This is a genomic window from Bacillus sp. FAU20 (assembly GCF_056033865.1).
Genome location: NZ_JBVYHY010000022.1, coordinates 17,291 through 30,966 on the forward strand (window position 1 = coordinate 17,291; position 13,676 = coordinate 30,966).

Genomic DNA, 13,676 nt, shown 5'->3' on the forward strand with positions numbered 1-13,676 from the left:
ATATAAAAATCTCCCCTCAAAAAATCAGTTTCATTACATAGAATTTAATTCACCGAATGATATTCGGTATAATTGAAATTATATAACAATCAACCATGTTTTCAACCCACTTTTTCATATCTAAGATATCAGTTAATATATAATCAAGGAGGAATAAAATTTGTGTAAAAAAAATCTGACCAAAAGAAAACAACAAGCTCTACTAACACAGAGCAATATATCTCATGTGTTTTTGAATTTAACGAAAGAAAAAAAAATTTGAGAATATAACAATTGAAGATATTTGTAAAAAAGCAAATGTCTCAGTAGGAACTTTTTATCATTATTTCTCTTCCAAAGAGGATATTTACAAAAAAATATTCCAACAAATTGACGAAAACCTACATGTTGAATTAGAAAATATTGATCAACATACAACAGTGCAAACGACTATTTTAAATTTCTTCCAATGCATAGCTGAATATACAACTAAATTAGAGTTACATATCAATCTTCTTAATGATTTAAACAAACGATCATTTATATATGAGCCTTCATTAATTTACAAAGCTCTAAAAGGTTTTGTTTATAAAGGACAACTCGAAAAAGAATTAACAAATGATATGAGTGTAGAAGAAATAACAACGTATCTTTTTACATTCGCTAGAGGGCTTATATTAGATTGGTGTATTTTAGAGGGAGTATACTCTTTAGAGCAGAGAATGGCTACTTATATGAAGTTGGCATTGAAGTCTTTACAACCATAAATTTCATTCAAGCTCTATGCTTTCTTGCCCTATTTCTTATATTTAAGTCTGTTTGGTATTAAAGCAGCTAAACTAAAAAGCATCGGACCGAAACGGACATCAACGGTATCAAAAAAGCGAGTCCATGAACGAATTTCGCTCATGAACTCGCTTATAATCTTTATGGGACTTTTCATTGCCCTCCTAGGCGGGTGAAGGGCTTTTCATGGGAATATAAATTCCTTGTTATGATTGTAGGCTTTCAAGAGCCGAGTTGCGGTAATTGTTATTTTGCTCAACGGTAGCTTCTGAAAGTGCCTTCTTCAACGCCACAGCATTCAAGTCCTCCTCGATAAAATCAGGCGTTCCAGAAGCAGGCGTTCCAAGCTGAACACGCCATGAATCATCAATGGAACCGCCATCGACAGGATCAAAGCCGAGTGAGTTGACAAGCTTCATCACAATCACTTTGGATGCAGGATCGTCTGCAAAAACCGGTAGCGCAATCCGGTCCTCAGCGCCTTCCGGTTTCGCCAAATCAACAATACGCTGAGACACGATGTTGCTGAACGCTCTGACGACTGGGGCGCCGATTTGCTGCTCCACCCAACGGCTTTCCGTTTTTATGCTGCCATCCAGGAGTTGTTCAATTCTACCATCCCGGTGTACAGTATAGTTGTTAGTATCGATGATAGCAGCCTTAGCTTGCCGAAGATCGAACAATCCGCGAGGGAGTGACGCAATTTTGCCGAAAGGGATTGAAAGAATAATAAGATCGGCTCCACGAACTGCTTCTTCATTAGTCACCGGTTTCGCTCCGGTGAGAGTTACGACCTCTACTAATGTGTCTGGTCCACGTGAATTTGAGATGTTAACCTGATGCCCCAAAGCAACAAGCTGTTTGGCCAAAGTTGACCCGACAAGGCCAGCGCCAATAATTCCAATATTCATACCCGTATTCCTCCAATTCAAATATAATATAGAAACACTATTCAAAATAAAATAAAACGAAACAGAACAGTTCTGTTTCGTTTTCATGTTATAGAATAGATTTTCCAATGTCAAGAAAGAAATGAAGACGTACAGCCGCTACACAACTATTGGTTAAGGTGCAGATCGATTAAGCAAGCCGACACTTTTTTTAATTGTTCTCCTGAAATATCCGCTCCTACAATCGGTGCTGTGGAAAATGCGCCATTAATGACAAGCAGAAGCTGGTCAGCCAATGTATCATCTGAAGCCCCGGCTTCTTTTGTGAGCCGCTGTAGGAGATTTCTTAACGCCTCGGTATGCTTTTGAACGAGATGTTGGATAGGATTCTGATTTGAAAATTCGGCATGGGCATTCAAAAAAACACAACCACGAATTCCAGGCTCGGTCAACAAGGCATTAATACTTTCCACTAAAGCAAATATTTGCATACGTGGCGATCCCTCGTAGGCAGAGACGGCATCATTAAACTGAACCCACAAACTTTCACTCTTTTCTTCTAGGTAAGCGATAATTAGATCATCTTTTGAAGGAAAATGACGATATAACGTACCTTTGCTCACTCCGGATACTTCCACAATTTTATCAACACCTACGGCGCGGATGCCTTCGTTATAAAATAACTCAGAAGCCACGTCCAAAATTTTCTGACGAGCCGATTTACGGGTTTGGTTCATCTATAAACACCTGACCTATCTATAAAAATGATAAAACTTCGCCTTTAATGAGGCAGTTCTATCGTACCATCAATATCTTTTTACCACAATGTATGAAGATTTTTTATCATACATTGTGCCTTCATATAAAACAGATTATTAGGCTAGTATATCGAAGAGAGAACGCTCACTTCCTGTGCAAAGGAGAAATACTTCACCGAATACTGATAACTATAGGCTTCTATGTATGGACTCGACATATCCCCACTGTGCAATCCACGTGTGTAGTGTATGTGATAACACAAGAGATTGTTGCTGAGCATTAACATCTAAACTAATAGGCTACAGCAATTTTGTATTTTTTATATTACTTATTTTATCAGCTTGATACAGCAGTAATGCTTGCAAGCTTGTTTATAAAATAAATAAAAGATGCTTTTACATAAGAGGCTTACCCTATCGCCATCAAACTAAAAGAACGAGTTACCCCAAAACAATAAACATGAGCAAAATGCAAAAAAATTTCGTTCTGGGGAGAGTATGAGATTTTAACTTTTGGGCATACCCTTCGTCCCTCATTAGGTAATTTTTCAATAAGCTCGAAAAGGGAAACATGAGCTAAAATATGTGTATAAAGACAAGAGTCATGAATGAATTTGATTACTGATTTTGGTACTGTTTATATTTTCTACATATCGTTAGAAGTTTATTGAGAAATGAACCAATTTGAGGCTTTTGTCTCATTTTGAAACATATACACATTTTTGATTATCGTTTCCCTCTAATGCCTATGATAAATTACTAAACATAGCTAGGCTATATTTTAATTTTGATAATTTCGCCACAATTGAATTGCTTAAAATAATATTTCACCTTTCAGAAAAAATACTGTAAAAAGGAGCTTTTAAAATGAAGAATCGAGTACATCCAAAGTTATTACCAGCGTTAGAAATGATTCCAGATTTTGAGTTACGTCCAGAGAACTTGCCAGCAATGAGAGAACAAGCCGCACTAATCTTACCAGATATTACTGGTGATGAATCACTTTCGATAACAGAGGAAATCATTGAGGGGCCTGATGCGAATCCATTGCGATTAAAAATTTATCGTCCAAAATCAAATGATCAATCCTTACCTGCCCTGTTATGGATACATGGTGGCGGTTATATCTTAGGCGCTGCAGATGAGAATGATATCCTTTGTGTGAGATTTGCAAAAGAAGCAAACTGTATGGTCGTTAATGTAGATTACCGTTTAGCTCCTGAACATCCTTATCCAGCTCCAATTGAAGATTGTTATGCAGCATTAAAATGGATGGCGGATAACGCCGAGGCTTTAAATATTGATTCAAATCGAATTGGGGTTGCAGGAGCGAGCGCTGGTGGCGGACTAACAGCAGCATTAACGTTATTAGCTCGTGATCGACAATATCCTTCTATTTGTTTCCAAATGCCACTTTATCCAATGATTGATGATCGTAATAATACGCCTTCTGCGAATGAAATTAAAGAAGGATTTACTTGGAATCAAAAGACAAATGAAGCTGGATGGAAAATGTATTTAGGAAAATTACATGGAACGGATCATATTCCTGCTTATGCAGCGGCTGCTCGAGCAGAAGACTATCGTAATTTACCACGCACCTACACATGTGTTGGTCAATTAGACGCATTCCGTAGTGAAACATTAACCTATGTAACGAAACTTGCAGAAGCTGGTGTTGATGTTGAGTTCCATTTATACCCTGGAGCTTATCATGGGTTTGAAATGTTACCTTCAGATGCTGATATATCTACTCATGCTTGGAATGATTATGTACGAGCAGTGAAGACTGGTTTCGCAAAAAAGTAACTAGGGTAGCGACAAAAGATTTCAAAATAAAGGAGGATTTATAGTGAAGAATAGAGTTCATCCAGAATTAAGAGAAATGTTTTCTGTATTACCAGAAGTAGATAATAGCCCGGAAAATTTCCAACAATATAGAAAATGGGCTAAAGAATCTTTTACTGCAACAGTTTTATCATCGAATGATAAAGTTACCGTATCTAATCGATTTATACCTGGTCCTGAAAGAGCGCCTGAAGTTAGAGTTCGCATTTATGAGCCAACTAAAAAAACAGAAGCTTTACCTGGGGTTCTTTGGATACACGGTGGTGGCTACCAAGTGGGATCACCCGAAATGGATGACAAACTTTGTGAAAAGTTCGTATTGGAAGCCAACTGTATAGTGGTTTCGGTTGACTATAGATTAGCACCAGAATATCCATTCCCTGCACCACTTGAGGACTGCTATGCAGCTTTACAGTGGGTTTCTAATAATTCGGAAGATCTTAGTATCGATTCTTCTCGAATTGCAATTGCCGGAATGAGTGCAGGCGGTGGACTTACAGCAGCCCTTGCTCTTTTAGCAAGAGATAGAAAAGGACCTTCAATCATATTCCAAATGCCGCTATGCCCAATGATTGATGATCGTAATATAAAACCTTCTGCTTTTGAGATAACGGATTCAAAATTATGGAACAGAAAAGCTAACATCTCTGGCTGGAAAATGTATTTAGGTTCAGTTTATGGTGAAGAGGTATCCCCATACGCTGCTCCAGCTCGTGCGACTGACCTTACAGGACTTCCACCAACGTATACAATGGTGGGTGAAATAGACCTATTCCGCGACGAAACAATTGAATATGCAAATAGATTAATGCAAGCTGGAGTACCAACAGAATTTCATGTTTATCCTGGTGGCTACCATGGATTCGAATTGATAGTGCCTAATGCTGAAATTAGTCAAAGAGCTGAGGAAGAATATATTGGTGCATTAAAGCAAGCATTACAAAAAACAGAAATTTAAAGGTAAGTGTAATAAAAAATTGATTTACTACTATCTATTTATTTCCCAAAGCTACTCTATTCAAGGATTGATGATCGCAATAATACAAGCTTCTGCGAATGAGATTACAGAAGCTTGTATTGGGAATCCAACATCAAATGAAGTTGATTGGAAAATGGAGTTTTTGTATTTGCTGTTAAATAAGAATTGAAGAATATTTTTTAATCAAACTTTATTCTAAAGCTACACCATAAGCAGAAAAAAACATAATCTTGTCCCAAAACAAAAATATTAGTAATTCATCATAAAAAGTGCTCCTAGCTAAATCAAGGAGCACTTTTTATGAAACATTATTTTTTATTAGCTTATGAACCACCTTATTATAACAACCATGTTTTACTACTTGCCTAACATCATCTACTTCAATTCCCATTATCTCTGTAATATCTACAACAATTGTATTCTGTAGAACACTTACTACATATCCCGTTAATTGTAAATTAGGATTTTTACGATATGAAAATTGAACGTAATCTCCAATTGTTACCTTTGTTTTATGCTCCATTTTGTCCCTCCTTGAATCATCATTAATTATTGATTAGGTTTCCCTTTTATTGCTTCTCCATACTGTTTGGCAAGTTTATAAATTGAAAAGCCTAGTAATTATTAGGCTTTTTGTTTAACTCATTTATGTTCTACATAATAAATCTCAAAGTAAAACATCTATTCAAAAATTACCACTCTAACACCTTTTTTAAAACCCAACGTATAATGCTATGAGCATTTACAACACGTTCTTGGTCCCTGTTAATAAGAAAAACCACAGCAATTGCTGCGGTTTTTCTTATTGAAACTGTGAAATTATAATTTCCTATTCTAAATAATAAATAAGCTTAGTTCTCATATTTATCTTTCTATGGACCTTTAAAAATAAATTTCTTAGCTTGTTGGATATGTAGTGCTCCTCCTATAGCAAATCCTATATCAATAGATGTATTCAATTTTTGGAACCATAAATTTGCCACAAACAAAAAGAACCATAACCTCGCCAATCTGGCAAAATTATGGTTCATATCATATAAAATAAAAAAACCACCAAATATGTATTGGTGGAGACGGTGGGAGTCGAACCCACGTCCAAAAATATCGGCACTTAAGCTTCTACGAGTGTAGTCGATATATTAGCATTTCGCGAACTCTTCGGCCTATCGACAGGCTTCCAAGTTGCTAGTCTGGTTGTTCTCTTCCTTTGTCCTCAGACGGCGAACTCCGGCGTAGTCCACTTAGTTTGAGTCCCTTACCCTACCACATGGACGATGGAGGGAGGAACCTTTAGTGCAATTAAGCAGCTAAAGAAAGATTGTTTTGTTTGCCAATTATAGGCTTTGACGTTTTAACGAGGCCGATCCCCTCGACTCGCAACCTAAGCTCGAACTATCCCTGTCGAATCCGTAACGTCCCCATGATAAAAATGGAGCATACGAAGAAAATATCGTGATAGCTACTAAGAGCTGTTTTTCAATGTGCAACAATCTTACATAAGTTATTATAACATACGTGCTCTATTTTACAAATGTAAATATCTGTATTACATCTTTTGGCGATCACGGAACGCGCGTGCAATTTCACGTTTAGCTTCTTTCTCTTTTAAATCGTGACGTTTATCGTATTGTTTCTTACCTTTTGCTAAGCCAAGTGCCATTTTCGCAAATCCATTTTTCAAATAAATTCTAAGTGGAACTAATGCGTAACCTGTTTCTTTCGCAGCACCCGCTAGCTTATCAATTTCTTTTTTATGAAGAAGTAATTTTCTCGTACGAAGTGGATCATGGTTGAAACGATTCCCTTGTTCATACGTATTAATGTGCATATTATGAACCCATACTTCACCATTATGTACACGTGCAAACGCATCTTTCAAGTTTACGCGTCCAGCGCGAATCGACTTAATTTCCGTTCCTTGAAGGACAAGCCCTGCTTCGTATGTTTCTTCGATGAAATAATCATGAAATGCTTTTTTATTTTGTGCAATAACCTTACCTGTACCCTTTGGCATATAACGTCCCTCCTCTATTTTTACTATTGTAACAAATGTTAATAAAAAGCGAAAGTGGCTCGCTCAGAATGTGAGGTGGATGGAGCTTCTGACCTTGAGGCGCTCTTTGCCTCTCGGGAAGAAGTGAAGCCGCCCAACATTCTAGCCACTGTAGCTGGATTCCAACAAAAAGCGAAAGTGGCTCGCTCTCAAGCCACGAAGAAAAAAGAAAACGGCCCCGCTTTTGATCAAAGCGAAGCCACCCTTTTCTTACTTACGCTTTTTCTTTTTCTTCTTGAATCCTGGTACGTTTTCGAAGAATGCTTTTTTCTTCTTGCCGTTACCGTCTTTTTTCCCTGGCTGGCTAGCGGATGTGGATGCCGATGCAGATCCTCTTCCTTTTCCTTTACCACCACGGTCAAATTTTCTTGCTGTGCCACGTTCGCCGCCGCGCTCATTGCTACGCTCACTACGTCCACCACGTTTCTTTCTGCCTGTTCTTGGCTGCTCGATAACGACTGGACGATCTTTGAACTTACGGCGAGGTGTACCTTTCATGCCAACGATTTCAAAGTCGATTGCACGCTCGTCTTTGTTTACGTTAATAACGCGAATTGTAATTTCGTCACCGATGCGGAATACGTTTCCTGTACGTTCTCCAATCATAGCGAAATGCTGCTCGTCATAACGGTAGTAATCATCCGTTAAATAACTAACGTGTACAAGACCTTCAATTGTATTTGGAAGCTCTACGAATAAACCGAAGTTTGTTACAGAGCTAATCATACCGTCATACTCTTCACCGATCTTATCAACCATATACTCTGCTTTTTTCATCTCATCTGTTTCACGCTCTGCTTCAACAGCACGGCGTTCCATATTAGAAGAATGCTCTGCAATCTGAGGTAATTTTTCACGCCATTTTGCTTGTGTTTCATTGTCGACTTTACCATTAATAATGTATTCACGAATTAATCTATGAACGATTGTATCTGGGTAACGACGAATTGGTGATGTGAAGTGTGTGTAGAACTCAGTTGATAAACCGAAATGTCCTAAACTATCCGCATCGTAACGAGCTTGCTTCATAGAACGAAGCATAACTGTTGAAATAACTACTTCTTCTGGCTGTCCTTGAACCATTTCAAGAATTTGTTGTAGCGCGCGAGGGTGCACTTCATTCGCGCGTCCTTTTACCGCATATCCGAAATTCGTTACAAACTCGAAGAAACGCTCAAGCTTATCTTCTTTCGGATCTTCATGGACACGGTACATAAACGGTACGTTCATCCAGTGGAAGTGCTCTGCTACTGTTTCATTCGCAACAAGCATAAATTCTTCAATTAACTTCTCTGATACAGAACGATCGCGCATAACAACGTCTGTCGGTTTTCCTTCTTCATCTACTAATACTTTCGCTTCTTTAAAGTCAAAGTCAATTGCACCACGGCGCATACGTTTTTCACGTAAAATTTGTGCCAATTGGCCCATCTCTTTAAACATCGGTACGAGCGGCTCATAACGCTTAATTAACTCTTCGTCCTCATCTTCTAAAATGCTTCTTACATCAGCATACGTCATACGCTCTGTCGTTTTAATCACACTTTGGAAAATCTCGTGTTTAACAACATCACCTAAGTTGTTGATTTCCATTTCACAAGATAATGTCAGACGGTCTACTTTCGGATTTAATGAACAAATACCGTTAGATAGACGATGTGGAATCATCGGAATTACACGGTCAACAAGATACACACTCGTCGCTCTTTCTGCTGCTTCTACATCAATTGGAGAACCTTCTTGAACGTAATGACTTACATCCGCAATATGAACGCCAAGCTTGTAGTTACCGTTCTCAAGCTTCGTTACTGTAACAGCGTCATCTAAATCTTTTGCATCTGCACCATCAATCGTTACGATCATTTGATCACGTAAATCGCGGCGATCCTTTAAATCTTCTTCTGAAATCGTTTCTGGTACACTGTTTGCATGCTCCATCACTTCCTCAGGGAATGCCAAAGGTAAATGATGTTTATGAATGACAGATAAAATATCTACTCCTGGATCATTTTTATGACCTAGAATTTGAATAACTTCACCTTCTGCGCTTAAACGATTCTCTGGGTAGCTCGTAATTTTCACAACTACTTTATGACCTTCTACAGCTCCCATTGACGCACTTTTCAATACGAAAATATCACTTGTCCAGCGCTTATTGTCAGGTATAACAAAGCCAAAGTTTTTCGATTCTGTATATGTACCAACTAGCTCTTTCGTGCCACGTTCTAAAATGCGTACAATTGAACCTTCTTGACGTGAACCGCTTGATTGAGAACTAAGGCGTGCTAATACTGTATCGCCATGAAGTGCACCGTTTAATTCTGTAGGCGGGATGAAAAGATCATCGTCTCCAGTTTTCTTCTCTTCTGGTACAACGAAAGCAAAGCCACGTGCATGTCCAATTAACTTACCTCTTACTAAATTCATCTTTTCAGGAAGACCGTAACGGTTGCTACGTGTACGAACAACAAGCCCCTTCTCTTCCATCGTTACAAGTGCCTTTACGAAATCTTTAAAGCCCTCAGAACCTTCAATTCCAAATGCCTCTTCTAACTCTTGTATCGTTAACGGTTTATACGCTTCTTCTCTCATAAATAATAACAACTTATCAATATGTTCTTGTATGATTTCTTCCAAGCAAAAATACCTCCTTTAAAACCTTATATTATTTAGTGTATCCGAAAGATAGGGGATGTATAAAGCGAAACTTCAATACTCCCCTTATGATTTTTACAGTTTTCACAAAAAATTCCTTATGAAAAAAAGAGGCAACTAGATCTTACCAATCTAGTTGCTCCAAGAAGTTATATACATCCTCATGTAGCTCGTCACGTTGTTTATCAAGTGTAATGACATGCGTAGAGTCTTCATACCATTTAATGTCTTTTAACGTAGATTCTACACCGTTATAAATAATGTTAGCACTATCTGTATTAATCATTTCATCATGACGCGCTTGTACAACAAATGTTGGCGCATAAATCATATCCACATTGTTACGTACGTCAGCAATTAATTGTTGTAATGCTTTTAATGTATTCATTGGTGTCTTTTGGAATTCCAACATTTCTTGTTCGATTTGTTCTAGTGATTTTTGCTCACGTTTTTTATATTCGCGGGCATATGCCAATATACCTTGGTACATAGTTTCTTCGCTCTTAATATACATCGGTGCACACATTGGTACCACACCTAAAACAGGTACTGTATAACCTAATTTTAAAGAAAATATGCCGCCAAGTGACAATCCAACAACAGCAATTTTCTCAAAACCTTTATCTTTTAAAAGCTGATATGCCTCCGTTACATCTTGCCACCAATCTTCAGGCCCTGTATGAACAAGCTCTTCTGGTGGTACACCGTGCCCTTTATAAATTGGCGCATGACAAGTATAGCCTTTCTTTTCTAAGAAACGCCCTAACATACGTACATCAGCTGAGTTCCCTGTGAATCCATGTAGTAATAAAACAGCGCGGTCTCCACCCTCAAATGTAAATGGTTTCGGAGATGCTAATTTCATCATGTACTTCTCCTCTTTCTCTTCTGTAATCTAGTCGTATTCTTTCTATATCTAGTGTACCATATTTATATTTCTATAATCTAATTAGAAACATCTTTCAAATGGTAAAACAAAAAAAGAAGAACCATTAGTACATCTTACTAACGCTTCTTCTTTCAATTCTATAAGTTTAAGTACGTAACAGCAATTGTTAATACAAAGAACAATACAGCTAAAACAATTGTAATACGGTTTAATACCGCTTCAATTCCACGTGCTTTTTGCTTACCAAATAATTGCTCTGCACCGCCTGAAATTGCACCTGAAAGGCCTGAGCTATTACTAGATTGCATAAGTACCATAACAATCATTAAAATCGATACAATAATAAGTAAAACTGATAATAACGTATGCACTTGGCGTACCTCCTACAAAGATTCAGTTATTGTAACTGTAGCATAAATCCTATAGAAAAGCGAGAGCTATAGAGTCGCTCTCGCTTTTCTTCTATTACATAAACATCATTGCAAATAACGGTCCAAGTAAACATGTCAAAATTGCTGTTAATGTCATTGTTACCGATCCAATAACACCTTCATGTTCGTTATTTTTCATCGCTCTCATAACACCCATAATATGAGACGCACATCCAAATCCGATACCTTTACCAACTGAGTTTGTAACACGGCTCCATTTTAATAAAAGAGGTCCTGTAATGGTTCCAGTAATACCCGCGATAACAACGAAAGCTGCTGTTAAGGAAGGTACACCACCAACTTGTTCAGAAACGCTCATCGCAACTGGCATTGTCACCGATTTTGGTAAAGAGGATAAGATTAAGCTTTTATCTGTTCCCATAAGTGAAGCAATGGCAAAATCACTAGCGATTGCAACTGTTGTACCTACTAATACGCCACCAGCAATCGGTACAATATATTTTTGCAGAACATGACGTTGTTTATAAAGAGGAATTGCAAATGCTACAACACCGGGTCCAAGTAACTTTGCAATCCAGCCACCACCACTTTCCATATAATGTTGATATGGTATATCAAGCACGATAAATAGGAAAGCCATTAATCCTGTTGCTACAAGCATTGGGATGGTGAATGGTGTTGGAAATAATTTATAGATTTTTTTAGATAATTGATATAATAGCACCGTAAAAAGAACCCAACCAATTCCGATTAATATTTGGCTCATCGCGACTCTCTTTCCTTCCTATTCGCAAGATATTGTCCTGTATGTCCTGCGACAATAATAATTAAAAATGTACTCGCTACAACTGTAATGAAAAGAGAAATTCCTTTACTCATAAAAAAAGCACCGTAATTCATTAGGCCAAGCGTTGGCGGAATTAATAAAAACGGCATAATAGCAACGAGTGTTTCTGCTCCTAAATCGAACCATTTCACTGGAAGAACTTTTAGGCTAAGTAAAACAAGTAAGAGGAACATTCCAATCAAACTTCCTGGAATCGGAATATTTAACATTTCTTGCACCCAAGTTCCAACCATATAAAACACGTAAAGAGCAGCAATTTGGACAAGAATCTTTGTAAATTTCATGTTCATCATCCCTCATGTTTATACGATCTTCTGTTAATATCTTTATCATAGTATAAATTGTAAAAAGCTGCAATTTATCAACTTGACAGCAAAAACAGCCTATGTTATACGCTTACAACCTTGATATGACTGCATTTCTAAACAAAAATTATGTCAAAAACATTGACCTAATATAAAAAGTTTTTATTTTCTGAATTTAAAAGACTATTATTTCAATAAAATAATCTTTTTATCCTTAAACTTACATATATATAAAGTGAAACTTTAATCATTGAGGTTTTCCTCATCCCCATTAATTATTAGCCCTCACCAAGCGGATTTGTACGGGATAAACAAGATAGGTGGTGAACATATGCCCAAAAAAGTTCTCATTTTTTGTGATCCTGGGATTGATGATACGATGGCTCTCCTCTTAGCATTCTTTATCGATGAAATAGAAATCGTCGGTATCGTTGCTGATTACGGCAATGTTCCAAAAAAAACGGCCGTAGAAAATGCTCATTTTTTTAATAACGAAACAAAGAATAGAAATATCAAGATATTCGGTGGTTCAGAACGTCCCCTTACTGGTGCCCCACCTGCGTTTTTTACGGATGTACATGGGAAACAGGGGCTCGGTCCAATTATTCCAAAGGTGAATGTGACTAACGGAGAAATGGAGAATTTTTTTGAAGTCATTCCTCTTATTGAACAGTATAAAGATGAATTAATCATTGTGAGTTTAGGAAGACTTACCTCCCTAGCAATTTTGTTTATCATGTGCAAACAGTTAATGAAACAAATTAAATCTTACTACGTAATGGGCGGTACCTTTTTACATCCTGGTAATGTTACCCCTATTTCCGAAGCAAACTTTTATGGCGATCCTACTGCCGCTAATATAGTCCTTCAATCCGCAGTTAACATGTACATATACCCATTAAACGTCACTCAATACTCCATCATTACACCAGAAATGGCAGAATACATTGAGGTAAAAGGAAAAGCTCCACTTGTCAAACCGTTATTTGATCATTATTACTACGGATATTATAAAGACGCCCTACCACATTTAAAGGGGAGCCCCTTCCATGACACAATGCCAATACTCGCTTTATTTGATAACTCTATGTTCACGTATCATAAATCACCTATTGTTGTCATGACAGAATCCTCTGCACAAGGAGCAAGCATAGGGGAATTTCGCTCTCTAGTGAACCAGAAGCCATTTATTGATTGGCCGGTTCATCAAATTGCAATTGATTTTGACTATAACCGCTTCTTCAAACATTTCATGTCACTTATGACGGGTGAACAATTTTAGCATAAAAAAACAG

The 13,676-nt window shown here is 37.5% G+C and carries 13 protein-coding genes, 1 other RNA gene and 1 pseudogene; 5 read left to right on the forward strand and 10 right to left on the reverse strand.

The genetic code is table 11. The annotated features are described in order from the left end of the window. The first annotated feature begins 160 nt into the window (after positions 1-160). Positions 161-746: pseudogene (locus AC0OM3_RS18450) on the forward strand (TetR/AcrR family transcriptional regulator). 225 nt (positions 747-971) lie between these two features. On the opposite strand, the gene AC0OM3_RS18455 reads toward AC0OM3_RS18450, so the two are convergent. Next, positions 972-1,676, reverse strand: a complete 705-nt coding sequence (locus AC0OM3_RS18455) for an NADPH-dependent F420 reductase (protein ID WP_001020517.1) — start codon at positions 1,674-1,676, stop codon at positions 972-974. Positions 1,677-1,822: 146 nt separating this feature from the next. Continuing rightward, the gene (locus tag AC0OM3_RS18460) at positions 1,823-2,392 is read right to left on the reverse strand and encodes a TetR/AcrR family transcriptional regulator (protein ID WP_001077083.1); all 570 of its coding nucleotides are present in this window, start codon (positions 2,390-2,392) and stop codon (positions 1,823-1,825) included. Positions 2,393-3,280: 888 nt separating this feature from the next. On the opposite strand from AC0OM3_RS18460, the gene AC0OM3_RS18465 reads away from it, so the two are divergent. From AC0OM3_RS18465 to AC0OM3_RS18475, 3 genes are read left to right on the forward strand one after another with little or no spacing between them, the layout of a single operon-like run. Beyond that, positions 3,281-4,222, forward strand: coding sequence for an alpha/beta hydrolase (locus tag AC0OM3_RS18465; protein WP_000797641.1), 942 nt, complete (start codon positions 3,281-3,283; stop codon positions 4,220-4,222). 43 nt (positions 4,223-4,265) lie between these two features. Next, positions 4,266-5,219 (forward strand): alpha/beta hydrolase, encoded by a 954-nt coding sequence (locus AC0OM3_RS18470; RefSeq protein WP_242280692.1) that lies wholly within the window; start codon positions 4,266-4,268, stop codon positions 5,217-5,219. A 19-nt stretch (positions 5,220-5,238) separates the two neighbouring features. Further along, entirely contained in the window at positions 5,239-5,409 is a 171-nt protein-coding gene (locus tag AC0OM3_RS18475) for a hypothetical protein (RefSeq protein ID WP_474212625.1), read from the forward strand. 129 nt (positions 5,410-5,538) lie between these two features. Here the strand turns inward: AC0OM3_RS18475 and AC0OM3_RS18480 are convergent, their stop codons facing one another. From AC0OM3_RS18480 to AC0OM3_RS18515, 8 genes are all read right to left on the reverse strand, one after another. Next, positions 5,539-5,763: a DUF2187 family protein gene (locus AC0OM3_RS18480; RefSeq protein WP_000400421.1), complete on the reverse strand. Its 225-nt coding sequence runs from the start codon at positions 5,761-5,763 to the stop codon at positions 5,539-5,541. Positions 5,764-6,305: 542 nt separating this feature from the next. After that, positions 6,306-6,660: a transfer-messenger RNA gene (gene ssrA, locus AC0OM3_RS18485) on the reverse strand. Between the two features lie 126 nt (positions 6,661-6,786). Further along, positions 6,787-7,254 (reverse strand): SsrA-binding protein, encoded by a 468-nt coding sequence (smpB, locus tag AC0OM3_RS18490; protein WP_001123919.1) that lies wholly within the window; start codon positions 7,252-7,254, stop codon positions 6,787-6,789. A gap of 249 nt (positions 7,255-7,503) precedes the next feature. After that, on the reverse strand, positions 7,504-9,930 hold the full coding sequence (gene rnr / locus AC0OM3_RS18495; RefSeq protein ID WP_459045576.1) for a ribonuclease R: 2,427 nt from the start codon (positions 9,928-9,930) through the stop codon (positions 7,504-7,506). A 142-nt stretch (positions 9,931-10,072) separates the two neighbouring features. Next, positions 10,073-10,813, reverse strand: coding sequence for a carboxylesterase (gene estA / locus AC0OM3_RS18500; RefSeq protein ID WP_474212628.1), 741 nt, complete (start codon positions 10,811-10,813; stop codon positions 10,073-10,075). 161 nt (positions 10,814-10,974) lie between these two features. Further along, on the reverse strand, positions 10,975-11,208 hold the full coding sequence (gene secG / locus AC0OM3_RS18505) for a preprotein translocase subunit SecG (protein WP_000557263.1): 234 nt from the start codon (positions 11,206-11,208) through the stop codon (positions 10,975-10,977). A gap of 94 nt (positions 11,209-11,302) precedes the next feature. After that, positions 11,303-11,995, reverse strand: a complete 693-nt coding sequence (locus AC0OM3_RS18510) for an LrgB family protein (protein WP_048563467.1) — start codon at positions 11,993-11,995, stop codon at positions 11,303-11,305. Beyond that, on the reverse strand, positions 11,992-12,360 hold the full coding sequence (locus AC0OM3_RS18515; protein WP_000673222.1) for a CidA/LrgA family holin-like protein: 369 nt from the start codon (positions 12,358-12,360) through the stop codon (positions 11,992-11,994). Before AC0OM3_RS18515 ends, AC0OM3_RS18510 begins: the two co-directional genes overlap by 4 nt. Positions 12,361-12,712: 352 nt before the next feature. Here AC0OM3_RS18515 and AC0OM3_RS18520 point away from each other — a divergent pair, with 352 nt between their 5' ends. Further along, positions 12,713-13,663 (forward strand): nucleoside hydrolase, encoded by a 951-nt coding sequence (locus AC0OM3_RS18520; protein WP_001125063.1) that lies wholly within the window; start codon positions 12,713-12,715, stop codon positions 13,661-13,663. Positions 13,664-13,676: the final 13 nt, after the last annotated feature.